A 22,478-nucleotide genomic window follows, 5' to 3' on the forward strand; every position below is an offset into this window, starting at 1 on the left:
CGGCCCGCCGCGCAAGGTCGCTGCACAGGCCAGAAGAACTTGCCCACCCCTGCCCCACCGATGTTCACTCCTTTGGGTGGCGGGTCAGGCGTTGCGGGGCCACTGCCCACCGGCACTGGGAGGGTCGGGAGCCGTAACGGTGGCGACACGTTCGTTGACGGACCGTCACCAGGCCCACGGGTACACGAGTCAAGAATGCGAGCATCGGTGCAGAAGATGCGGCCTCGGCGCAAAGGCAGTCAGTCGGCCTCGGGAGAGGCCTCCGGGCGCACGCCGGGCTCCCCGGACTCTCCGGAGCCCGCGTCGTCGGCGGCGCCGGGCCGCACCCGGAACTCCCCGGCAGGAAAGCCGAGTTACCCCGACCCCGCCGGAGCTGCTGGAAACGCCGGAAGGGGCCGCCCCGCCCACGTACGCACCCGGCTCATCGTCGCCGTCGCCGTGGTCGCCGCCGCGATCGCCGCGGCCGGTGCCCCCTCCATCGTCACCGCCTCGAGCGATCTGAACGACTCCCAGAACCTGGTCACGCTCGCCGACCAGACCAAGGACGCGCTGACCCTCGCCCACGCGCTCGCCGACGAACGCGACGAGGTCACCTCCTACATCGCGGCCGGCCGCCCCGACGGCGAGGGCCCCTCCGAGCGGCACAGTGCCCGCGTCGACCGGCAGGTCGACGAGCTGAGCACCGAGGAGGCGCCAGCCGAGCTGCGCAAGGACCTCGGCGAGATCTCCTCCGTACGCAGAGCGGCGCTCACCGGCGAGAGCACCGCTCTCGAAGCGCATCAGGCGTACTCCGCCGCCATCGCCGAACTCCACGGCCTCGCCGAGGACCTGGCCGAGCGGCTGCCGCCCCGCGCGGGCTCCGGGGCGCACGCGCTCGCCGACCTCGACACAGCCGTCCAGCAGGCCGCCGCCACCCGCGGACTGCTCCTCGCCGCACTGAACGTGCCCACCAAGACCGAGACCGTCACCGACCCGGCCACCGGCGAGACCAGCAGGGAGATCACGTCGTCCACGGCCGACACTCGGACGCGTAACGCCCTCAGCGCCGCCGCCCAGCAGGCGAACGTCCGCGAGCAGGCCGCGCTCGCCGACTTCCACGACGCGGCGCCCAGCACCGACAGCGCCTCGTACTACTCCACGGTGACCGGCCCCGACGTCACCTCCGCCGAGAAGTACCTCGCCACCCTCGTCGACCGGGCGACCCTCTCCGAGTCCGAACTCGGCACCGACCCCCGGAAACTGGACGCCGCGCTCTCCGCCCGCGTCGAGCAGATGCGCGGCATCGAGGCCTCCCTCAACAGCCAACGGGCCAAGGATCTCGCCCAGTTGCGCGACGACGACGTCACCGCGCTGGAGATCCGCATCGCGCTCCTCGGCTTCCTGATGCTGATCGCCGTCGGCGTCTCCACGGCCATGGCCCGTACGCTGACCCGCCCGCTGGCCGTGCTCCGCCTCGGCTCGGCCCGGCTCGCCGCCGACCCGGCCTCCCAGGAGCCGGTGAAGTTCACCGGCCGCGACGACGAGTTCGCCCAGGTCGTACGCTCCGTCAACGCGCTGCACGCGCACGCCGTCGCGCTCCAGGAGCGGCTGACGAGCCTGGAGGGCGACCGCAAACACCTCATCGGCCAACGGCAGCACATGGCCGACGAGCGCGACAAGCTGCGCCGCGAACTCGCCGAGGCCGCCTCCCATTTGGCGCAGGTACGGCAGAGCATCCACGGCACCTTCGTCAACCTCTCGCTGCGCACCCTCGGCCTCGTCGAGCGGCAGCTCTCCGTCATCGAGCAGCTCGAGGAACGCGAGCAGGACCCCGATCGGCTCGCCACGCTCTTCCGCCTCGACCACCTCGCCACCGTCATGCGCCGCCACAGCGAGAACCTGCTGGTCCTCGCCGGTGCCGAACACGGCCACCAGCACCCCGAGCCGGTCCCGCTCGTCGATGTCGCACGCGCCGCTGTCAGCGAGATCGAGCGCTACGAACGGGTACGGATCGCCGCGCTGCCGCCGCACGCGCACCTCGCCGGGTTCGCGGCGGACGACATCAGCCACCTGATGGCCGAACTCATGGAGAACGCCACGTCGTTCTCGCCGCCCGACATTCCCGTCGAGGTCTCGGGCTGGCTCCTGGAAAGCGGCGAGATCATGCTCTCCGTCCAGGACGAGGGCATCGGCATGACCACCGACCGGCTCGACCAGCTCAACGCCCGCCTCTCGGACTTCGACCCCGAAGACGCGTACGACACCTACGACCAGGAGAGCGGCGAGGGTCTCGGGCTCGGCCTGTACGTGGTGGCGCGGCTCGCACACCGGCACGGCGTACGGGTACGGCTGCGCGAGCAGAAGCAGGGCGGTATCGCGGCGGTCGTGGTTCTGCCCAAGTCGCTGCTCGCCGCCGCTCCCGCCGTGGCGGTCCCCTCGTCGACCCACCCGGCACTCGGCGGCGCCCGGTCGCTGTCGTTCCCCGGCGCCGACTCCGAGGCCAACTCCAATGTGCTGCACGGCCGTTCGGGCCAATCGGGCCATTCGAGCGGGGATCCGCTGATCGCGGCGGCGGAAGAGGCGGCACGGGACGACACCGGTGCCGATTCCGACGCCGGCGCCGATTCCGGCACGGGCACCCGGGACGACGAGGCGGCGCCCGCCGATTCCGAGACCGGCGCCGAGGGGTTCGTACGGGAGGAAGCGGCGTCCTCCGCGCTCGCCGATTCCGGCACCGGCGCCGAGGGGTTCGTACGGGACGATGCCGCGTCCTTGGCGCCCGCCGATTCCGGCACCGGCGCCGGGGACGTCGTACGCGACGGCGCCGCGCCCTTCGCGCTCGCCGATTCCGAGACTGGCGCCGAGGGGTTCGTACGGGACGATGCCGCGTCCTTCGCGCCCGCCGATTCCGGCACCGGCGCCGGGGAAGCCGTACGCGACGACGCGGCGCCCTTCGCACCGGAAGCCGAGGCCGCGCCGGCTGAATCGGCTCAGCAGGCAGAGTCCGCTCGGCCCGCCGAGGATCCAGAGCGGCCGGAAACCGCTGAGCCCTCTGCGCCCGCTCAGGCCTGGGAATCTGCCGAACCTCTTGTGCCCGCTGAGCCCTCGGAGTCTGCCGAGCCTCCCGAGCAATCCGGGCCCCCCGAGCCCTCCGCCCCCGAGACCACCATGGCGCTCATCGCCATCCCCGCGCAGGCCGGCAACCCCGACCCGTACGCCATCGGCCCCGACTCGCACGAGCGGGCCCACGACGACCGTTTCGCACACGATCGTTTCGCCGATGAGCGGGTCGCAGGCCAACAGGTCGCAGCCGCACCGGTCGCGGACGAACCCGAGCGGGTCACCGACAAGGGCCTGCCCAAGCGGACGCCCAAGGTCAACGCGCCCGCCCCGGCGGCCAGGCCGCGCGCGGCGTCCGTGGACGCCGAGGCGCTGCGCCGCAGGCTGGGCGGGTTCCACCGCGGGGCGATCGAGGGCCGCCGCGACGTCGAGGCGGAGCTCGCCGAGCAGCAGACGGCGCGCACGGCGGAGCGCGAGCGCGCATCAGAACCCGTACGGGAACGCGCAGCGGAAGTCGTGGAAACCGAGGGGGACAACGTCCAGGGGGACACTGTCGAGGAGGCAAGCAGTTGAAGGCGCCGAGTACCTTCGGACTGAGCAATGAGGCCCGCAATCTGCACTGGCTGCTGACGAACCTCGTCGAGGAGGTGCCGGGCATCCTGTCGGTCGCGGTGGTCTCCTCCGACGGTCTGCTGCTGCTCTCCTCCGACCCCGGGAGGAACGCGGAGGCCGTCGCGGTGGCGGGCACCGGCGGGCCCACCGGCCCCAGGGGCTCCTCCGCCGACCTGGCCACCGTCGTCTCCGGCATCGGCAGCCTCACCATCGGTGCCGCACGGCTGATGGACTCCGGCGGCGTCAAGCAGACGATGGTCGCGATGGAGGAGGGCAGCCTCTTCGTCATGTCGATCAGCGACGGCTCGCTGCTCGGCGTGCACGGCGCCCCGGACTGCGACATGAGCGTCGTCGCGTACCACATGGCGCTCTTCGTGGGCCGCGCCGGGCACGTCCTGACCCCCGAACTCCGCAGCGAGCTGCGCCAGTCGATAGAGGACGCGTCGATAGGGAGCACCCAGTGAGCAGCCAGGCGCCCAAGCTTCCGATACGCGGCGGCGACAGAAAACCGGCCCGCGTACGCCCGTACTCGCTCACCGGCGGCCGTACGCGCTTCGGCCACGTACTGCTCGTCGAGACCTTCGTGGCGAGCACCGCAGCGCTCGAAGCCCCCGAGGAACGGCGGGAGTTGACGAACGGCTCCCTCAACACCCGTGTCATGCCCGAGATGCGGGCCATCGTCGAACTCTGCCGCCGCATGCGGACCGTGGCCGAGATCGCCGCGCTGCTGAAGATGCCGCTCGGCGTGGTCCGCGTACTCATCAGCGATCTGGCGGATCAGGGAAAGATCCGCGTGTACGGAACCGGTCACGGCCCGGGACAGCCGGACCGCGCACTGCTCGAAAGGGTGCTGAATGGACTCCGCCGTCTCTGAGGCCGCCGCCGAACCCATAGCCGTCCCGGACGCGGACGAGAGCCTTCAGGCCTGGCAGACGGACCCGACGCGCGCCCCGATCGCCACGAAGATCGTGGTGGCGGGCGGCTTCGGCGTCGGCAAGACCACGCTCGTCGGCGCCGTCTCGGAGATCACGCCCCTCGAGACCGAGGCGCTGATGACCGAGGCGAGCGAGGACACCGACGATCTCACCGCGACGCCCGAGAAGCTGACGACGACCGTGGCCATGGACTTCGGCCGCATCACGCTCGACGACGACCTGGTGCTCTACCTCTTCGGCACACCGGGCCAGCAGCGGTTCTGGTTCATGTGGGACGACCTTGTCCGCGGGGCGATCGGCGCGGTCGTCCTCGCCGACACTCGCCGCCTGAAGGACTGCTTCCCCGCCCTCGACTACTTCGAGAGCTGCGGACTGCCGTACGTCGTCGCCGTCAACCACTTCGACGGCACCGAGCGGTACGAACCCGAAGACGTACGCGAGGCCCTCACCGTGCCCGCCCACATACCCGTCATGATCATGGACGCGCGCCGCCGGATCTCGGTGATCGAGACCCTGCTGGCCCTCGTCGGCCACGCGCTCGCCGTCAGCCCCGAGTAATCGCCAGTAGTTCCAGGTCAGTAGTTCCAGTAGGAGACAGGACCCGCATGCGGAAGATACTCGTCGTCGGAGCCGGCCAGTCCGGACTCCAGCTCGCCCTCGGACTCCAGTCGCACGGGTACGAGGTCACCCTGATGTCCAACCGGACGGCGGACGAGATCCGTACCGGCCGCGTCATGTCCACGCAGTGCATGTTCCACACGGCCCTGCAGCACGAGCGCGATCTCGAGCTGAACTTCTGGGAGTCCAAGGCCCCGAAGATCGAAGGACTCGGTGTCTCGGTCGCCGCCCCCGGCTCGCACGACCCGGGCCCCACCCAGCGGGCGATCGACTGGGTGGGCAGCCTCGACGGATACGCGCAGTCGGTCGACCAGCGCGTGAAGATGGCCGGCTGGATGGAGACGTTCGCGCAGCGCGGCGGCCAGCTGGTCGTCCACGGCGCGGCGGTCTCCGACCTCGACTACTTCTCCCGTACGTACGACCTGGTCCTGGTGTCGGCCGGCAAGGGCGAGCTGGTCTCCATGTTCGGCCGGGACGCGGCCCGCTCCCCGTACAGCGAGCCGCAGCGCGCCCTGGCCGTCTCGTACGTACACGGCCTCGGCCCGCGCCCCGAACACCCCGACTACGAAGCGGTCCGCTGCAACCTGGTCCCCGGCGTCGGCGAACTCTTCGTCATGCCCTGCGTCACCAACTCCGGCCGCGCCGACATCCTCTTCTTCGAGGGCATACCCGGCGGCCCGCTCGACGTCTTCCAGGGCGTCAAGGACCCGGCCGAACACCTCTCCCTGACCCTGGAACTCATGGAGAAGTTCGTGCCGTGGGAGTACGCGCGGGCCACCAAGGTCGAACTGACCGACGCGAACGGCACGCTGTCCGGCCGCTACGCCCCCACCGTCCGCAACCCCGTCGGCCGCCTCCCCGGCGGCGGACTGGTCCTGGGCGTCGCGGACGTCGTCGTGGCGAACGACCCGATCACCGGCCAGGGCTCCAACTCCGCCTCGAAATGCGCCGCTTCGTACCTGGACTCGATCCTCTCGCACGGTGATCAGCCCTTCGACGAGGCCTGGATGCGCCAGACCTTCGAGCGCTACTGGGACACCGCCCAGTACGTCACCAAGTGGACCAACGCGATGCTCGGCGCCCCGCCGGAGCACGTCCTGAACCTGATCGGCGCGGCAGGCCAGCTCCCACCGGTCGCCGACCGCTTCGCCAACGGCTTCAACGACCCGGCGGACTTCGAGCACTTCTTCTACGAGCCGGAGAAGACCGAGGCTTATCTGGCGTCGGTGGCGGGCGAGGCGGAGGCTTCGGCCTCGTAGCTCTCGCCCTCGTATCCCTCGTCCGATCCGTCCCTCGCGCCCGGAGGGAGCTTCGGTGGCGTGTACTGCCGTACGGGCTCCCCGGCCGGGTCCGGGCGGACCGCGCCGAGGGCGGGGTTGGCCGCGAGCGGTGAGACCTTGACCTTCGCGCCGGGCCGGGCGTGGATGACCATGCCGTTGCCGAGATAGAGGGCGACGTGGGTGGCCTCGGGGAAGTAGACGACGAGGTCCCCGGGTCGCAGTTCGCTCAGCGGCACCCTGTCGAGCCGTTCCCACTGCTCCTGGCTGGTACGCGGGATGGGCTGCCCCGCGTACTCCCAGGCCTCGGACGTCAGCCCCGAGCCGTCGTACGTGTCCGGCCCCTCGGCGCCCGACTCGTACGGCTTGCCGATCTGCTCCACGGCGTACCGCAGCGCCGCTTCGCCCTGCCGCGAGGGCGGGCGCGCGCTGCTGCCGAGCGCACCGGAAGTCACGAGTTCCTCCTGCGCCTCCGCCTCCGAGGCTTTCTCCAGCTCGGCGAGTTCGGCGAGCTGGTCCGCGCTGAGGGAGGCGAGCAGTTCCTCGACGTCCTCGAGGCGCGTCCGTACGGTGTCACGGTTCTTCTTCTGCCGTTCGGCGAGGGCGAGTTGGCCGTCGAGGGCCTTGCGGGCGGTTCGGGCGAGTTTGTCCGTCCTCTTCTCGCTGCCGGTCAGCCGGTTCACCGTCACGGCCCGGCGCTTGGAGACCTGCCGGATCACATGCGCCTGGTCGAGGGCGTGCTGCGGGTCGCGGGCGAGGAGCAGGCGTACGTACGGGGAGATCTCGGTGCTGCTCTGGTACTGCTGCCGGGCGAGCCGTGCGGCGGCGCTGCGGCTGTCGTGCAGGGTGAGCCGGGCCCTGGCGAGCCGCCGGTTCAGCTTCCCGACCTCGGCGCGTTGCTTGTTCAGCTTCTCCTCGGTGGCGTTGTAGGTCTCGGTGGCCTGCTCGGCTTGCCGGTAGAGGCGCTGAAGGTCTGTCAGCAGTTCGGCTACGGGCCGTTCGCCGGGCTCCGCGGCGGCTCCTGTGGGTGCGGGCGAGAGAGCTGTGCCGGCCGCGATCGCCGCCGTACAGACCAGACGCAGAAGCCTTCCTGACACGTCATCACCTCCGGTACGGGGTGGCCCCTCCACCTCGTACCGCGAGCATCAGACGGCTGCGTCGCGCTCGCGCGGGCAGTGGTCGGTTCGGCTCAAGGCGGTCACTCGTGGGCGTCGTCGGGCTTCGCGCCCGGCGTGGCGCCTGGCTTGGTCTCCGGCTTGGACCACGGCCATTTGAGCTTGCCGCCCTTGTCGCCCTCGGGATCGAACTCGTACTTCCACCCCGGGTGGAGGGCGAGCTTTCGGCCCTGCGCCGCCGGAACGCGCCGGTAGACGAGAACGGTCGGCGGACCGCCCGCCGAGTCCGGGACCGGAACCCGGTACACCTTCGGCGGGTGCCCGGTCATGCCGAGCAGTACCGGAAGTACGCGGCCGTCGAGCGGGCCGCCCACGAAGGGAGTGTTTTCGCTCTTCACGGGTCCAGTCTCACAAACGGGGCGTCGCCGATCACGGGAAGCACCCGGTGGACCAGCTCGCCGAGCGGTCCCTCGGCGCTCTCCATCGCGAGTGCGGCCCGTACGACGCCGGCGGTCTGCGGGTCGCGTCCGGCGGTCGCCACGAGACAGGCCACGAACTGCTCGACCAGCCAGTCGCGCAACTCGTCCAGCGGCGGTTCCTTCTCCTCGTCCAACCAGATGAGGGAGGCGGCCTCGACGGCGGTGATCCACATCCGCACGGTCATCCGGAGCCGTGGCCCCGGTTCCTTCACGTCCAGGTGACTCAGGATGTGCTCGGCGGCGGCGCGGCGGACTCCGTCCACGATGGCGGTCGTCCGGGACGTCTCGATGACGCTCCCGCCCTGGAGGAGGGCGCTGAATCCCGCGTCGTGCTCGTCCACGAAGGCGAGGTAGCGGTCGAGCGCGCTCGCCAGTCTCTTCGTCAGCGCCCCCTCCGGGGGCTCGGCGAAGCAGTGCTCCAGCTCTTCGGCGGCGGATCGCAGGGCCGCCTCGTACAACTGCGGCTTCCCGCCGGGGAAGTACCGGTACACGAGCGGCCGCGACACCCCCGCGGCCTCCGCCACATCATCGAGGGAAACGTCCTCAGGGACCTGCCGGGCAAAGAGCTCCAACGCCGCGTTCAGCAGCTGGCCGCGCCGCTGTTCGACGGTGAGCCGCCGGTATGTGCGGGCGGTGGTCATATCGGTCAGGGTAGCCGGTTGCCTCCGGCGGTTGAGCAGGGTGGGTTCGTTGTCGGGCGCGGGTTCGTTGTGGCTGGTCGCGCATCCCCGCGGGGTGCCTCCGGCGGTTGGGCGGGTGCGGCGCCGTCGTGGCTTGTCGCGCCGTTCACCGCGCCGCGTCACGCCAGCAAGCCCGACGACCTCCACAAGCGCCGCCCCGCCCCCCGCAACACCCCGATGTCGTCGAGGAAGTCCGTCAACCGCTTGGCTCCGGTCTGCATGACCTCGCGGCGGTGTGCGCTGGCCCGGACCTGGGCCAGCGCCTCGTGGCGGTCGAGCCCGGCGTTGGTGTAGACGTCGGGGTTGATGAACGCGACGGAGAAGACGCGGGCGAACTCCCCGGAGGAGATGCGGGTGAACTCCTGGGACCAGCGCGGCGCGGTCACCATCTGGCGACGGAGTTCTTCGCGGGCGTAGCGGACGTGGCGGGACTCCTCGACGACGTGGATCCGGGTGACGCCGCGGATCAGGGGCTGGACGCGTTCGTCGGGGAACGTCAGGCGCTGCATCCAGTCGAGGACCTCCTCGCCGAGCAGCGTCGCCGTGAAGGAACCCGGGGTGGTGGAGATCGTCTTGAAGAGGCGCCCGAGGTTCTGGTGGAGGCGGCTCACCGGGTAGTACGGGGTGTCGCCCCGGCTGATGAGACGGGCGAACATCTTCGAGTGACGGCACTCGTCCTCGATCTCGGTCAGCGCGTAGCGCACGTGCGCACTCGTCGCCGCCTTGTCGTAGATGTGCCGTACGAGCAGCTGCATCAGGATGATCTCGAACCAGATCCCCAGCGAGGCCAGCGCCGCGGCCTCGTGCCGGGAGAGGAGTATCCGCTGCTCCTGGGACATCCGCTGCCACATCGGCGTGCCGTACAGCGACACCAGTTCCGGCGGCCAGAACCACTTGCCGTCCTCGAAGGGCGCGTCCCAGTCCAGCTCCTTGTCAGGGTCGAAGGAGTGTTTCGCGGACGCGTCGAGCAGCCGCGCGGCCACCTGTTCCCGGTCCTTGAGCATGCCGAGCGCATCGCGCACACCTTCGAGCGCGTCGGCTTCCGTCAGGGTCGTCATGGCCGAGCCACCTCTTCGAAGATCCGGACAGGTCAAGAGAGTTACCGGTGGTCAACGCTTATGAGACCGCCTGTCAGCAAGCGCGTCAATCCCTTGCGTGAGACTTGTTGACACTTCGTCTAGCACGCGGGAGCCTGCGCACCATGCCGACGTATGACCTCTATGCCCAGGACCCGGGAGACCCCCTCTGGCAGGTGCCCGCGAGCGGTGCGGCACGGTTCAGCTGGGAGTACGACGACGGACGGGACCGGCTGCTCGCCCTGTACCAGAAGGGCAAGGACAAGCAGTGGGACGGACAGCGGCGTATCGAGTGGGACCTGGAGGTTGACCCGTACGACCCGCTCGGTATCCCCGACGAGTCACTCACCCTCTACGGCACCCGGCACTGGGCGAAGATGACGGAACGGGACAAGGGCGAGCTGCGCAAGCATTACGCCTCCTGGCAGTTCAGCCAGTTTCTGCACGGCGAGCAGGGCGCGATGGTCTGTGCGGCCCGGATCGTCGAGTCCGTGCCCGACCTGGACGCCAAGTTCTACTCCGCGACCCAGACGATGGACGAGGCCCGGCACGCGGAGATCTACGGACGCTTCCTGCACGAGAAGATCGGGCTCGTCTACCCGGTCAACGACAACCTCCAGTCCCTGCTCGGCGACACCCTGCGCGACTCGCGCTGGGACATGCCGTACCTCGGAATGCAGGTTCTGATCGAGGGCCTCGCTCTGGCCGCCTTCGGCATGATCAGGGACACGACCGACAAGCCGCTGCCGCGGCAGATCCTCGCGTACGTCATGCAGGACGAGGCCCGTCACGTGGCCTTCGGCCGTATGGCGCTGCGCGACTACTACAAGCAGCTCTCCGACGCCGAACTGCGCGAACGCGAGGAGTTCGTCATCGAGGGCTGCTACCTGATGCGCGACCGGCTGCGCGGTGTCGAGGTCCTGGAGCACTTCGGCATCCCCAAGGCGGAGGCCGAGGAGTACAGCGAGCAGTCCGAATTCCTCGCCCTGTTCCGCCAGTTGCTCTTCAGTCGCATCGTCCCCTGCGTCAAGGACATCGGCCTGTGGGGCAAGCGACTCCAGCAGGCGTACGTCGACATGGGCGTCTTCGAGATGGGCAACTCCAACCTGGACCAGCTGATGGCCCAGGACGAGGAGATCGCGGAGAAGCTGGACGCGGAGCGCTTCGCGGTGGAGGAGAGGGAGCGGGTGGCGGAGGTGGAGGGGGCGATCGAGGCGGGGGCGGAGGGCTGACGTGAGACGTCAACGGCGCGTCCGATGATCACTCGGTGGGGCGGCGAATCGCTGTTCGTCCTGGATACGCTGACTGCGTCAGGCAGACTCCGTCCCATGGGAGCGATCATGAGCGCCGCACACGAGTACGAGGTGGACGAAGGCTACGACTGGCCTCGTCCGCCGGTTGGCGGCTGGACAGCAGACGACCTTGACCAGCTCCCGAACCTGCCTCCGCACACGGAGCTGATCGACGGGAGTCTTGTCCTCGTGAGTCCGCAGACCGAGTTTCACATGCGTACCCTGCGTCTGCTGGAGAACAGCCTGCTCGAGCAGGTGCCGGACGAGTTCGACGTCTTCCGTGAGTTCACGGTCAAGCTTGACAAGCGCAACCGCCCGGAGCCTGATGTGCTCGTGGTCCGAGCCGGCGCGGACCTGGGACCCAAGCGGACGCGGCTTCACCCGGACGACGTCATCCTCGCTGTCGAGATCGTCTCGGAGGACTCTGAGGAACGCGACCGTAAGGTCAAGCCCCGCAAGTACGCGGACGCGGGGATCGTCCACTACTGGCGTGTGGAGGAGAACGATGGCCTCCCTGTGGCTTACGTCTATGAGCTCGATCCCGCCACGAGCTCATACGTGCCCACGGGCATCTTTCACAACAGGCTGACAGTGGGCGAGCCGTTCCCCACCACCATCGACCTCACCGCGATCAACCGCCGTCGCTAGACCGAGCAGCCCAGCCCCTCGGGGAGGCCGTGCCGCCGAGGGCCGCGCGTCCCGTCCCCTTACCTCCGCTTCTCACAACTGCCGCTGGCGCAGGGTGAGTTCCTGTGCACCGATGTCTTACGGGTGGGAAACCGCCGCCTCACCGGCCCGTCCGTAGCCTCGCGGGGCATGACGGGGAACGTGCTGACCAAACTTCCCACCCTTCCTGCCCTTCCCGGCTGGAACTCCATCCGTGGGCGCATGGCCATCGTGCTGGCCGTGCCGACCTGCCTGCTGCTCGTGCTGACGGGGCTGGGCGTCGCCGACCGCGCCGCCGACTGGTCCGCCGCTCAAGGGACCGAGGCGCAGGTGGGCGTGCTGCTGCGGGTGCAGGATCTGGTACGGGAACTGCAACGCGAACGCGGGCTCACCAACGGGCTGTTGGGCGGTGCCGAGGAGTACCGGGACGACGTACGGAACCAGCGGGACCGTACCGACGACGCCTCCGCCGCACTGCGAGCGGTGCTCTCGGAGGAGAGCGGTGATCTGCCGGGCGCCGCCGCCTCCGCCCTCGACGATGCCCAGGTACCCCTCGTCGATCTCGCCGCGACCCGTGCCGAGGTCGACGGCGGTACCGCCGACCGGGCCGGCACCCTGACCTACTACACCAAGGCCGTCACCGCCCTCATCGACGCCGAGTCCGCGGGCGCGGCCCACGGCGAGCGCCGTATCACCGAGGGCGTCCAGGCCTTGCAGGCCCTGGCCCGCGCCACCGAGGCCGTGGCCCTCGAACGCGGCTCCCTCAACGGGGTGTTCGCGGCCGGGCGCTTCCGCGGCGGCGAGTACCTCGACTTCACCGAGATCCGCGCCACCCGCCTCGCCGCGCTCGGCCAGTTCCGCCAACTCGCCACGCCTGCCCAGCAGTCCGGCCTCGACGCGGCCTTCAAGACGGCCGCCGCCCGGCGCGTCGGCGGCTACGAGACGCAGGCCGAGCAAGGCGCCGACGGTTCACGGCTGGACGTCGCCCCGGCCCGCTGGTGGCGGGACATGACGACCCTCGTCGACGATCTGCACCAGGTGCAGCGCACGGTCGGCGACGACGTACGTGCCGACGCCGACGACAGCGGCGCCGCCGCCACCCTCGAACTCGGCGGCTTCCTCGGCCTGGGCGCGTTGATCGTCGCCGTGGCCACCGCGCTCGCCGTCATCTCCGCGCGCTCCATCACCCGTCCCCTCGGCGCCCTCGCCGACGAGGCCGACGCGGTCGCGGGCACCCGGCTGCCGACCGCCGTCAAACGCATCCAGGAGGCTGACCTGGACACGCCCCGCCCCGGCGACCCGAACACATCACGGCCGTCCCAACTCCCGGGCACCGCACGGGAGATCACCCGACTGGCCGCCGCCCTGCGCAATGTCGAGCACACCGCTGTGAGCCTCGCCGCCGAACAGGCCGTCCTGCGCCGCAACAGCACCGAGTCCCTGGCCAGCCTCGGCCGCCGCAACCAGACGCTGCTCAGGCGCCAGCTCGGCCTGATCACCACCCTGGAGAGCCAGGAACTCGACCCGGACGCCCTCGCCGAACTCTTCGAGCTCGACCACCTGGCCACGCGCATGCGCCGCAACGCCGAGTCCCTGCTCGTCCTCGCCGGCGAGGAGGCTCCCGCCCGGTCCTTGCCGGGCATGGTCACCGTCGCCGAGGTCGTGCAGTCGGCCGTCTCGGAGGTCGAGCAGTACCGCCGGGTGGCGGCCGTCGACGTCGGGGCCTGCCGCATCCGCGGCCATGCCGTCGCCGAGCTGTCCCATCTGCTGGCCGAACTCGTCGAGAACGCCCTGATGTTCAGCCCGCCCCACCAGCAGGTCGAGGTCTACGGCTGGCGGGACGGCGCCGAGTACTGCCTGGCGATCGTCGACCGCGGCATCGGCATGACCCGGGAACGCATGGCCGAGGCCAACGCCCTGCTGTCCGGCAGCGGTTCCTTCCTCACAGCACCCACGCGCTTCCTCGGCCACCATGTGGTGGGTGCGCTCGCCTCCCGCCTCGGCGCTCATGTGGAGCTGCGTCCCACCGCCGGTTCGGGTATCACGGCGTACGTGGCCCTGCCTGCCGCGCTCGTACGGGAGCCTTCGTCAACGGCCGTGGTGAGCGGCTGAGCCGAGCACCGCCGTCCAGCCGGGGTAACTGTTGGTGACTGAGCGCCACGCTATGCGTCGGCCTTTGGGGGGTCGCCTCACCTGCTGCGCCATCGGGGTGAGCTCCGGTCTCCGCTGATCATTCGGCCAGCTCTTCGAGGAGCCGGACCGTGTCGAGACCGGTTTTCAGGTACGCCACGAAGAGATCGTTGTGCAGGGCCCACCGGGAACGGCGGCTGCGGATCAGGCGGATCGCCTCGTCGGCGGTGTGGCCCGCGCGGATCAGGGCGTGGGCGACGACCAGGCCCGAGCGGTTGTAGCCGTGGTAGCAGCGGACCAGGACCCGGCGGCCCTGCGTCAGCCCCTCGCCCGCGGTCCGTGCGAGCCGCAGGACGCCGGCGAGCTGCGTACCGTCCAGAGGGCCGTCCGGGATCGGCCACACATGGTGTTCCACATGGTTGTCGGGGCCGTGTCCGGGTAGTCGGAGCAAGGTCAGGACCAGGTCGAATTCATCGCGTACGACGGCGAACTCCAACCCGCCGGACCGGCTCGCGTACTCGTGTCCGCCCATCCACAGGCCGGGCACGATCTCGCTCCAGGGGCTGTCCGGGGCCGGCACATCGGGTTGCTTGCTACTGGGCCGCAACGGCACCTCCCGCTCAAGTCGTGACAAAGGTAACTGGGTTCTTGCCCCTGGAGTACCCCGCCTGTTCCCATGGTCTGGGGTGATGGTGCATGAGCCGACTGCGCGTTGTACCGACCTGGCGGCACGGTCAGGAACGGCTGTACGTCTGTCACGCCGACGGCAGGAACGTCGCCTGGTACGACAGGGACGCGGGCCGGGTCAACCTGTTCAGCGACGACCGGCGCGAGGACGTCCTCGACGCGCTCGGCCCGTTTCTGACCGGCCCTGTGACCGTGGGGCCGCCGCCGGTCCCGACCCCCGCGGAGCTCGCCCGGCTCACTCTGCACCCGGACGACGACCTCGCCCCCAACCGGCCCGGTGAGGCCCTCCAGATCGCTCTGGACCGCGATCCGTCCGCCCCGCACCGGCTGCGGCCCGATCCCCGGCGGCGGGCGCTTGCCGCGGAGCTGGCCGTGGGGGAGGCGCTGGACGAGCTGGAGGGGGCTGGGGGGCATGCGCTGCATTCCGTTCCGCTGCCTGGTGGCGACCGCCTTCACCACCTGGTGATCGGACCGGGTGGGCTGTTCGCCGTCCATACGCTGTACGCCCGTAAGCAGCGGGTGCTGGTCGCTGATCCCATGGTGACGGTGGGGCGCCGGGAGCCGTCGCCGTTGCTGCGCGGGGTCCGGTCCGTCGCGGACCGGGCGTCGTATGCGCTGACGGCGGAGGTGCATCCGGTGCTGGCGCTGTTCGCGCCGTCGAACGTTTCGGTCGCGACGCCGCCGCGTGAGGTTGTCGTCCTCCAGGACGCGGACGTCTCGTCCCTGGCCCGTACGGGAGGCGTGCTGAAGCCGGCGGATGTCGAGGCGCTCCATGCGATGGCACGGGACCGGGGGACCTGGGGGCGGGTCTAGGGCAGCCCTTCCTGTTGGAGTACTAGGACTGGCTTCGCCGGGCGTCCTTCACGAACACGATCCCGTCGGTGCCGGTCAGGTGTGCCGGGTTCAGGGGGGCGTAGCCGTACCAGGGGGACTCGCGGGGAGCGGGCGTCGCGTCGGCGAGCGTGGCGGCCAGCGCGCGGGCGTCGACCAGGCAGCGTTGCTGCGGGAGCGCGTACAGCAGCCCCTCGACGGTGTCCGGGGGAGGGGTGTCCACCCCCTGGTGGCGGATCGTGCCGAGGGCCGTGGCCAGGAAGGCGTACGCCTCGCCGAGTTGGGCACTCACCAGCGCGCCGGCGCTCCACCACTCCACCGGCCCTTGCCACATCTGCATCGTGCTCTTCTCGCGCTGGAGATGGGAGTTGTGGGCGTGGACGAGTGCCGGGCCCCGAGTGGCGACGGCAAGGAGGTTGTGGGCCATCATCGAATCCCTCAGCGCGCACAGCCGCGTCATGCGGGCCGGCGAGGTGTCGGCCATCCAGTAGTGGTAGCGCAGTAGGCCGGTCGCCGTGCGCCCGTACAGGCGTACCCGGTCCCAGTCGTCCTGCGACGTCGCCGTGATCAGGTGCGGCGTCTGCGCGTCGAGCAGTGCCACCAGATCGTCGGCGAGCAGCCGCAACTCCCTGGCCTCGGCCGACTGCCCCACGGACTGGGCCGGGTCCATCATCGCGGCGGGACTGGTCCACCGGTCGTCGGCGCCGAGCAGGCGGTCGAGTGTTTCCGCGGTGCAGGGAAGCAGGTCGGCGTCCACCCGGGCGGCGAGGTAGGCGTGGAGTGCGGTGAGGGCTTGCCGGGGGCTCGAGGCGTGGGTCATCTCCAGAGGGCCGTCGAAACCGGCGAAGCGGAGCCGCTCGGACGCGGGCCGGCCGTCGTTGTACGCGCGCATCCAGCGCACCAGCTCGCGGTTGGCCGCGGACGCGTTGAACCACTCGTGGCTGAAGCCGTGCTCCATGGCCTCGTCGAGGGTGCCCGTGCCCGAGGTGACGTAGTCGTCCACGACGAGGCCCGTCATGCAGTCGCTCTCGATCGCGATCGTCCGGTAGCCCTCCTGCTCGACGAGTTGCCGGAAGAGCTCGTTGCGCAGGTCGAGCAGAGAGTCCTCGCCGTGGGTGGGCTCGCCCAGGGCGAGCAGCCGTGGCTTGGCGGGGAGCAACCCCATGACGGTTGCAGGGTCGACGACATGGGCGGTGTCTGTGACATCAGCAGGCATGCCCTCAACGGTATCGTTGAACTATCAGTGGAAACTTTTCGTCGATCTGGGCAGGGTAGTGGTGCGAAACCTTCAAAGTGATGGTCACCTTCAAAGTGGTGGTCGACTCAGGCCGGTCGACCTGGCGCGAGCGCACGGACTGTCCACGCAGGCGGTCCGCAACTACGAGGCGGCCGGGATCCTTCCGGCCGCGGAACGCACCTCGTACGGCTACCGCACCTACACCCCGCGGCACGCGCAAGCCCTGCGCGCGTTCCTCGCTCTCGTGCCCGGACACGGCCATCAGACGGCCACGGCGATCATGCAGGCGGTCAACCGGGACGCCGCCGAGGACGCGCTGCGGCTCATCGACGAGAGCCACGCCCAGCTGCTCGACGACCGCCGCACCCTCCAGTCGGTCGAAGCCGCGCTGCGCGACCTCGAGCCCGTACCGCAGGAACGCGGCGAGATGTTCGTCGGCCCCCTGGCGAGAAGGCTCGGCATCCGCCCGGCCACCCTGCGTAAATGGGAACGCGCCGGCCTGGTCCGGCCGCGCCGCGACCCGCAGACGGGCTACCGGGTCTACAGCGCGGCCGACGTACGTGACGCCCTCCTGGTCCACCAGCTCCGACGAGGCGGCTACCTGCTCGAACAGGTCGCCCCGCTGATCGCCCAGGTCCGTTCCGCCGGAGGTATCGTGCCGCTCGAGTCGACGCTGCACGACTGGCACGCCCGCCTCTCGGCCCGAAGCCGCGCCATGCTCACCGGCGCCGCCGCACTGGACGCCTACCTCACGGACTCCTTAAGCCTCAAGGACCTCTAAGGAAGCTGGTGGGCCTGGGCCGGGTCGAACAGCGGGGACAACAGGTCGCCGTGCTCGCGCAGACGGGCGGCGAGGTCCGGGGCGTGGAACGTCAGGTCGGTGGGGTGGGCGCAGCTCGTGACTTCCGGCCAGGTCACCGGCGTGGAAACCGTGGGCGCCTGGCGGGCCCGGAGGGTGTACGGGGTCGCCGTGGTCTTGCGAGCGGCGTTCTGGCTGAAGTCGACGAAGACCTTCCTGGGGCGCAGGCTCCGCGTCATGCGATGCGTGACCAGAGGGGCAAGCTCCGCCTCGGCCTCCATCGCCAGGGACTTGGCGTATGACGTGACCTCGGAGGACGGCGTCGGCTCCAGCGCGGCGAGGAGATGCAGGCCCTTGGAGCCGGAGGTTTTCGCGTAGGCCCGCAGGCCGTCCGCGGCCAGGCGGTCCCGGAGCCACAGTGCCACCCGGCAGCACTCGACGATCGTGGCGGGCGCGCCCGGGTCGAGGTCGAAGACCAGGCGGTCCGCGAGGTGAGGGGTGTCCGCACGCCACTGGGGAGTGTGGAACTCCGTGACCAGGTTCGCCGCCCACATCAGCGAGGCGAGGTTCTGGATCAGCACCATCCGGGCCGCCCCCTCCGACCGCGGAACCTCCGTCGTGCCGACCCACTCGGGCGTACCCGGCGGAACGTTCTTGGCGAAGAAGACCTGGCCGTCGGGCCCGTCGGGGTAGCGCAGGAAGGACAGGGGGCGGTCGCGGAGGTGGGCGAGCAGCGGGTCCGCCACCGTCGCGTAGTAGTGCAGCACCTCGCCCTTGGTGAAACCGGTCGCCGGATAGAGCACCTTCCCCAGGTTGCTCAGCGCGAGCTTTCGCCCCTCCACCTCCGTGATCGGCGTCATACGATGAGAATCCCACGTATCGGGACGAAATGACCTGAAACGACCTGAAAGGTGTCGAACGTGAGATCTATCTGGAACGGCGCCATCTCCTTCGGCCTGGTCAGCATCCCGATCAAGCTGGTGAACGCCACGGAGCACCACTCGGTCTCCTTCCGCCAGATCCACACCGAGGACGGCGGCCGTATCCGCTACCGCAAGGTGTGCGAGCTGGAGGAACGGGAGGTCGCGTCCGAAGAGATCGGCAAGGGATACGAGGAGCCGGACGGCACGATCATCCCGATCACCGACGACGATCTGGCCGCGCTGCCCCTGCCGACCGCCAAGACGATCGACATCGTGGGATTCATCCCGGCCGAGCGCATCGATCCGCTCCAGATGGACGCCGCGTACTACCTGATGGCGAACGGAGTTCCCGCCGCCAAGCCCTACACCCTGCTGCGTGAGGCGCTGAAGCGGAGCGGGCGGGTCGCCATCGCCAAGTTCGCGCTGCGGGGGAGGGAGCGGCTCGGGATGCTGCGGGTCGTCGAGGACGTCATCGCCATGCACGGACTGCTGTGGCCGGATGAGGTCCGCGCCCCGGAGTCCGCGACCCCGGACGCGAGCGTCACCGTCCGCGACAAGGAACTCGACCTCGCGGACGCGCTGATGGACACGCTCGGCGAGGTCGACTTCGAGGAGCTCCACGACGACTACCGCGAGGCCGTCGAGGAACTCATCGCCGCGAAGGCCACCGGCGAGAAGGTCCCCGCCCCTCCCGCCGCCGACCGCGGCGGCAAGGTCATCGACCTCATGTCCGCCCTGGAGTCCAGCGTCCGCGAGGCCCGCGCCTCTCGGGGCGAGGAGGAGGAAGGGGAGGGCGAGGTCGAGCGGCTTCCCGCCCGCAAGAGGGCTGCCGGCAAGACGTCCCGTACGGCTCCCAAGGAGACCAGCGGCAAGAAGTCGACGTCCACGGCCAAGAAGACGGCGGGGAAGAAAACCGCGGCCAAGAAGTCCACCGCCGAGAAGAGCAAGTCCGAGTCCACGACCAAGAAGCAGACGGCGAAGAAGACCTCGCCTCGCAAGCGAGCCTCGGCTTGATCGGAGTACGGCGCTCGCTTCAGCCGGCGCTGACCGGGTCCCCCGTCAAGGAACCCCAGGCCTGAGAGAGGTCAGAAGCAAGGTTCAGGGCCGATGCCTGTACGCCTGCGCGGCGAACCCCGAACACCTCTGTGGGAGCGCTTCCACTAGAGACGTGTTCATGTCACGATGCCTTGGGGGCTCGTTCGTGAGGAAGGGACAACGACGTGCTCACCCCTGCCCGCAACACCCCGAGGAGACCCCTGCGTTCGGCACTTGTCGCGCTCCTCGGCGCGCTTGTGCCCTTACTCGCGGCCGCGTTCCTCACCGCGCCCGCGGCCTCCGCCCGTACGGAGGCTCCCCCCGAAGCCGCCCCCACCGCCGCCCTCACCGAGATCACCGACTTCGGCACCAACCCCAGCAACCTCCAGATGTACCTGTACGTCCCGGACAACGTCGCCCCCAACCCGGCGGTCCTGGTAGCCGTGCACTACTGCACGGGCTCCGGTCCGGCGATGCACTCCGGCACCGAGTACGCCCAACTGGCCGACCGGCACGGGTTCGTCGTGATCTACCCGTCCGTCACCCGCGCCAGCAAGTGCTTCGACGTCTCCTCGCCGCAGGCGCTGCGCCGGGACGGCGGCAGTGACCCGGTGGGCATCAAGTCCATGGTCGACTGGGTCACCCGCACCTACGACGCGGACACCGACCGGATCTTCGCCACCGGCATCTCCTCCGGCGCGATGATGACGAACGTCCTGCTGGGCGACTACCCGGACGTGTTCGCGGCGGGCGCCGCCTTCGCGGGCGTGCCGTTCGCCTGCTTCGCCACCACCAACGGGTCCGAGTGGAACAGCGACTGCTCGGGCGGCAACCTCATCCGCACCCCGCAGGCGTGGGGCGACCTGGTCCGCGGCGCCTACCCGGGCTACAACGGACCCCGTCCGCGTATGCAGCTCTGGCACGGCACCGAGGACGACGTGCTGCGGTACCCCAACTTCGGGGAGGAGGTCAAGCAGTGGACGAACGTGCACGGCCTCAGCCAGACGCCGTCCCGCACCGACTCCCCACAGTCCGGCTGGACCCGTACCCGCTACGGCTCCACCGGTGACCAGGCCCCCGTAGAGGCCATCAGCCTCCAGGGCGTCGGCCACAACCTGTACACCTGGGGCATGGGAACCCGCGTGATCACGTTCTTCGGCCTGGACGGCTAGCTGGGCCCGGCACAGCTTCAGTGAAAGTGGCCACCTCGGGCCGGGCTCAGGACCGGCCCGGGGCGGGAGCTGAAGGCGGCACGACTCCCGAGCGCGGAGCACCCCTCAACTCGCCGATACGCGTACGGAACTTGTGGGCGCGCAGCGCGCGTCAGACAGGCTCGTCCGGGCAGGCTACTGCCCCGTAGCGTCACTCGCCGTATCGGCGTTCGATCAGTGGGAGGCTCCCATGGGGCAGCAGGACTTATCGCAGGACTCCATCGTCATCGACCCGACCGGCCGTGACATTCACGGCGAGGCGGCACGGATACGGAAGCGCGGGCCGGTGACGCGCGTCGGACTGCCCGACGGCGTTCAGGCCTGGGCGGTCAGCGATACCGAGTTGCTGAAGCGGCTGCTCACCGATTCCCGGGTGTCCAAGGATCCGCGGCAGCACTGGCCCTCGTGGATCAACGGGGAGATCTCCCCCGAGTGGCCGCTGTTCACCTGGGTCGCGGTGCAGAACATGTTCACGGCGTACGGCGGCGAGCACAAACGGCTGCGCACCCTCGTCGCCAAGGCGTTCACCGCACGCCGCACCGCCGCGCTGCAGCCTCGTATCGAGGAGATCACCACGGAGCTGCTCGACCGTATGGACGAGGCGGGGCGCGGGGGTGAACCAGTCGATCTGCGCGAGGGGTTCTGCTATCCGCTGCCGATTCGCGTGATCAGCGAACTGTTCGGGCTGCCCGAGGAGAAGGGCGCCGAGCTGAGGTCCATCGTGGACAGCATTTTCCACACCGCCGCCACCCCGGAGGAGGTGACCGACACCTATGCCCGGCTGTACGCCGTCATGAGCGAACTCGTCGCCGGCAAGCGGGAGCACCCCGGCGACGACCTGACGTCCGGGCTGATCGCCGCCCGCGACGACGAGGGCGACACCCGGCTCAGCGAACAGGAACTGCTCGACACCCTGGTCCTGATGATCAGCGCCGGTCACGAGACCACGGTCAACCTCATCGACAACGCCATCCACGCACTGCTCACCCACCCCGAGCAGCTCGCCCTCGTCCGCGCCGGCACCGCCTCGTGGGACGACGTCATCGAGGAGACGTTGCGGGTCCAGGCACCGGTCGCCAGCCTGCCGCTGCGGTACGCCGCGGAGGACCTGGCCCTCGGTGAACTCGGCGGCCCCGAGGGCATGGTGATCGGCAAGGGTGACGCGATCCTCGCCTCGTACGCGGCCGCCGGGCGCGATCCCGCGAAGTACGGGAAGGACGCCGACCGTTTCGACGTCACCCGGGTCGACAAGGAGCACCTCGCCTTCGGCTACGGCGTGCACCACTGCCTGGGCGCTCCGCTGGGCCGGATGGAGGCCCGGATCGCGCTCCCGGCGCTCTTCGACCGGTTCCCGGACCTTCAACTCCACGTCGCTGACGAGGAGTTGAGCCCGGTGGAGTCCTTCATCTCCAACGGGCACCACTCCCTCCCCGCACGTCTCGGCCCCGTACGCCGCGACGCCGGAGCCTGATCACTCCCCCGCGCCACCAGGCCTTCAGCCGTGCCCAGCCACCCGTCGTGGGCCCGCAGTCGTAAGAAAGGCGTCAAGGGTGGATCTGTCGGCGTAAGGGAGCCGTCAACGGCGGTCGCTTTCGGTCGGAGTGCGGGTTTCCTCGAACCGTCAGGTTCGATCCCGCATTCCGTACCTCATCCAGGAGCTCCGATGGCCGACGTGGCTTTCGTCGTCACCACGATCGCGGTGTTCGCGCTGGTGGCGCTCATCGCCAAGGGGGTGGCGAAGCTGTGACCGCCGAGACCATCGTCGGCCTCGTCGTGGCCGTCGCCCTGCTGGGCTATCTCGTCGTCGCGCTGATCTTCCCGGAGAGGTTCTGACGG

General features: G+C 70.0%; 20 protein-coding genes and 1 pseudogene. 14 read left to right on the forward strand and 7 right to left on the reverse strand.

Going from position 1 to position 22,478, the window contains the following annotated elements; all coding sequences use genetic code 11:
• The first annotated feature begins 195 nt into the window (after positions 1-195).
• The 5 genes from G6048_RS15150 to G6048_RS15170 are packed head-to-tail and all read left to right on the forward strand — an operon-like array spanning position 196 to position 6,463.
• Complete coding sequence (locus tag G6048_RS15150) at positions 196-3,612, forward strand: nitrate- and nitrite sensing domain-containing protein (RefSeq protein WP_235989862.1); 3,417 nt, start codon at positions 196-198, stop codon at positions 3,610-3,612.
• Entirely contained in the window at positions 3,609-4,115 is a 507-nt protein-coding gene (locus G6048_RS15155; RefSeq protein ID WP_165340053.1) for a roadblock/LC7 domain-containing protein, read from the forward strand. The genes G6048_RS15150 and G6048_RS15155 overlap by 4 nt, the downstream gene beginning before the upstream one ends.
• A complete protein-coding gene (locus G6048_RS15160) occupies positions 4,112-4,525 on the forward strand; it encodes a DUF742 domain-containing protein (RefSeq protein WP_165340054.1) in 414 nt (137 codons plus the stop codon). Before G6048_RS15155 ends, G6048_RS15160 begins: the two co-directional genes overlap by 4 nt.
• Entirely contained in the window at positions 4,506-5,144 is a 639-nt protein-coding gene (locus tag G6048_RS15165; RefSeq protein ID WP_165340055.1) for a GTP-binding protein, read from the forward strand. The genes G6048_RS15160 and G6048_RS15165 overlap by 20 nt, the downstream gene beginning before the upstream one ends.
• A gap of 47 nt (positions 5,145-5,191) precedes the next feature.
• Entirely contained in the window at positions 5,192-6,463 is a 1,272-nt protein-coding gene (locus tag G6048_RS15170; protein WP_165340056.1) for a styrene monooxygenase/indole monooxygenase family protein, read from the forward strand.
• Here G6048_RS15170 and G6048_RS15175 read toward each other — a convergent pair.
• The 4 genes from G6048_RS15175 to G6048_RS15190 all read right to left on the reverse strand — a co-directional run bounded on the left by G6048_RS15175 (position 6,418) and on the right by G6048_RS15190 (position 9,813).
• The gene (locus tag G6048_RS15175; RefSeq protein WP_165340057.1) at positions 6,418-7,578 is read right to left on the reverse strand and encodes a C40 family peptidase; all 1,161 of its coding nucleotides are present in this window, start codon (positions 7,576-7,578) and stop codon (positions 6,418-6,420) included. The two genes, G6048_RS15170 and G6048_RS15175, sit on opposite strands and share 46 nt — an antisense overlap.
• 101 nt (positions 7,579-7,679) lie before the next feature.
• Positions 7,680-7,994, reverse strand: coding sequence for a hypothetical protein (locus G6048_RS15180; protein WP_165340058.1), 315 nt, complete (start codon positions 7,992-7,994; stop codon positions 7,680-7,682).
• Positions 7,991-8,716 (reverse strand): TetR/AcrR family transcriptional regulator, encoded by a 726-nt coding sequence (locus tag G6048_RS15185; protein WP_165340059.1) that lies wholly within the window; start codon positions 8,714-8,716, stop codon positions 7,991-7,993. Before G6048_RS15185 ends, G6048_RS15180 begins: the two co-directional genes overlap by 4 nt.
• A 158-nt stretch (positions 8,717-8,874) precedes the next feature.
• Positions 8,875-9,813 carry an AurF N-oxygenase family protein gene (locus tag G6048_RS15190; protein WP_165340060.1) on the reverse strand — a complete coding sequence of 313 codons (939 nt, stop codon included), beginning with the start codon at positions 9,811-9,813 and terminating at the stop codon, positions 8,875-8,877.
• Between the two features lie 143 nt (positions 9,814-9,956).
• On the opposite strand from G6048_RS15190, the gene G6048_RS15195 reads away from it, so the two are divergent.
• The 3 genes from G6048_RS15195 (at position 9,957) to G6048_RS15205 (ending at position 13,901) form a co-directional block, all read left to right on the forward strand.
• Complete coding sequence (locus G6048_RS15195; RefSeq protein WP_165340061.1) at positions 9,957-11,063, forward strand: ferritin-like domain-containing protein; 1,107 nt, start codon at positions 9,957-9,959, stop codon at positions 11,061-11,063.
• Positions 11,064-11,171: 108 nt separating this feature from the next.
• A complete protein-coding gene (locus tag G6048_RS15200; RefSeq protein WP_165340062.1) occupies positions 11,172-11,771 on the forward strand; it encodes a Uma2 family endonuclease in 600 nt (199 codons plus the stop codon).
• 168 nt (positions 11,772-11,939) lie between these two features.
• Positions 11,940-13,901, forward strand: coding sequence for a sensor histidine kinase (locus tag G6048_RS15205; RefSeq protein ID WP_165340063.1), 1,962 nt, complete (start codon positions 11,940-11,942; stop codon positions 13,899-13,901).
• Positions 13,902-14,019: 118 nt separating this feature from the next.
• Here G6048_RS15205 and G6048_RS15210 read toward each other — a convergent pair whose 3' ends face one another.
• Positions 14,020-14,526: a protein-tyrosine phosphatase family protein gene (locus G6048_RS15210; protein WP_206341613.1), complete on the reverse strand. Its 507-nt coding sequence runs from the start codon at positions 14,524-14,526 to the stop codon at positions 14,020-14,022.
• An 89-nt stretch (positions 14,527-14,615) separates the two neighbouring features.
• Between G6048_RS15210 and G6048_RS15215 the strand changes: the two genes are divergently transcribed.
• The gene (locus tag G6048_RS15215) at positions 14,616-15,419 is read left to right on the forward strand and encodes a nuclease-related domain-containing protein (protein WP_165340064.1); all 804 of its coding nucleotides are present in this window, start codon (positions 14,616-14,618) and stop codon (positions 15,417-15,419) included.
• Positions 15,420-15,441: 22 nt separating this feature from the next.
• Here G6048_RS15215 and G6048_RS15220 read toward each other — a convergent pair whose 3' ends face one another.
• The gene (locus tag G6048_RS15220) at positions 15,442-16,653 is read right to left on the reverse strand and encodes an erythromycin esterase family protein (RefSeq protein WP_165340065.1); all 1,212 of its coding nucleotides are present in this window, start codon (positions 16,651-16,653) and stop codon (positions 15,442-15,444) included.
• 61 nt (positions 16,654-16,714) lie between these two features.
• Here G6048_RS15220 and G6048_RS15225 point away from each other — a divergent pair, with 61 nt between their 5' ends.
• Entirely contained in the window at positions 16,715-17,455 is a 741-nt protein-coding gene (locus G6048_RS15225; RefSeq protein WP_328826024.1) for a TioE family transcriptional regulator, read from the forward strand.
• Here G6048_RS15225 and ligD read toward each other — a convergent pair.
• Positions 17,452-18,333 carry a non-homologous end-joining DNA ligase gene (gene ligD / locus G6048_RS15230; protein ID WP_165340067.1) on the reverse strand — a complete coding sequence of 294 codons (882 nt, stop codon included), beginning with the start codon at positions 18,331-18,333 and terminating at the stop codon, positions 17,452-17,454. The genes G6048_RS15225 and ligD overlap by 4 nt on opposite strands.
• 60 nt (positions 18,334-18,393) lie before the next feature.
• On the opposite strand from ligD, the gene ku reads away from it, so the two are divergent.
• From ku to kdpF, 4 genes and pseudogenes are all read left to right on the forward strand, one after another.
• Positions 18,394-19,410 carry a non-homologous end joining protein Ku gene (ku, locus tag G6048_RS15235; RefSeq protein WP_408056138.1) on the forward strand — a complete coding sequence of 339 codons (1,017 nt, stop codon included), beginning with the start codon at positions 18,394-18,396 and terminating at the stop codon, positions 19,408-19,410.
• A 242-nt stretch (positions 19,411-19,652) separates the two neighbouring features.
• Positions 19,653-20,600: pseudogene (locus tag G6048_RS15240) on the forward strand (extracellular catalytic domain type 1 short-chain-length polyhydroxyalkanoate depolymerase); the annotation flags it as partial.
• A 232-nt stretch (positions 20,601-20,832) separates the two neighbouring features.
• On the forward strand, positions 20,833-22,113 hold the full coding sequence (locus G6048_RS15245) for a cytochrome P450 family protein (protein WP_165340069.1): 1,281 nt from the start codon (positions 20,833-20,835) through the stop codon (positions 22,111-22,113).
• Between the two features lie 272 nt (positions 22,114-22,385).
• Positions 22,386-22,475, forward strand: a complete 90-nt coding sequence (gene kdpF, locus G6048_RS15250; RefSeq protein WP_165340070.1) for a K(+)-transporting ATPase subunit F — start codon at positions 22,386-22,388, stop codon at positions 22,473-22,475.
• Positions 22,476-22,478 lie beyond the last annotated feature (3 nt).

This window comes from Streptomyces ureilyticus, from assembly GCF_011045025.1.
In the GTDB taxonomy this organism is placed as follows: domain Bacteria; phylum Actinomycetota; class Actinomycetes; order Streptomycetales; family Streptomycetaceae; genus Streptomyces; species Streptomyces ureilyticus.

Bases quoted from the DNA above. Each gene is read 5' to 3' on its own strand.
- G6048_RS15150 (WP_235989862.1), top strand. From the start codon at position 196: ATGCGAGCATCGGTGCAGAAGATGCGGCCTCGGCGCAAAGGCAGTCAG.
- G6048_RS15165 (WP_165340055.1), top strand. From the start codon at position 4,506: ATGGACTCCGCCGTCTCTGAGGCCGCCGCCGAACCCATAGCCGTCCCG.
- G6048_RS15170 (WP_165340056.1), top strand. From the start codon at position 5,192: ATGCGGAAGATACTCGTCGTCGGAGCCGGCCAGTCCGGACTCCAGCTC.
- G6048_RS15185 (WP_165340059.1), bottom strand. From the start codon at position 8,716: ATGACCACCGCCCGCACATACCGGCGGCTCACCGTCGAACAGCGGCGC.
- G6048_RS15190 (WP_165340060.1), bottom strand. From the start codon at position 9,813: ATGACGACCCTGACGGAAGCCGACGCGCTCGAAGGTGTGCGCGATGCG.
- G6048_RS15195 (WP_165340061.1), top strand. From the start codon at position 9,957: ATGCCGACGTATGACCTCTATGCCCAGGACCCGGGAGACCCCCTCTGG.
- G6048_RS15200 (WP_165340062.1), top strand. From the start codon at position 11,172: ATGAGCGCCGCACACGAGTACGAGGTGGACGAAGGCTACGACTGGCCT.
- G6048_RS15205 (WP_165340063.1), top strand. From the start codon at position 11,940: ATGACGGGGAACGTGCTGACCAAACTTCCCACCCTTCCTGCCCTTCCC.
- G6048_RS15215 (WP_165340064.1), top strand. From the start codon at position 14,616: ATGAGCCGACTGCGCGTTGTACCGACCTGGCGGCACGGTCAGGAACGG.
- G6048_RS15220 (WP_165340065.1), bottom strand. From the start codon at position 16,653: ATGCCTGCTGATGTCACAGACACCGCCCATGTCGTCGACCCTGCAACC.
- ligD (WP_165340067.1), bottom strand. From the start codon at position 18,333: ATGACGCCGATCACGGAGGTGGAGGGGCGAAAGCTCGCGCTGAGCAAC.
- G6048_RS15245 (WP_165340069.1), top strand. From the start codon at position 20,833: ATGGGGCAGCAGGACTTATCGCAGGACTCCATCGTCATCGACCCGACC.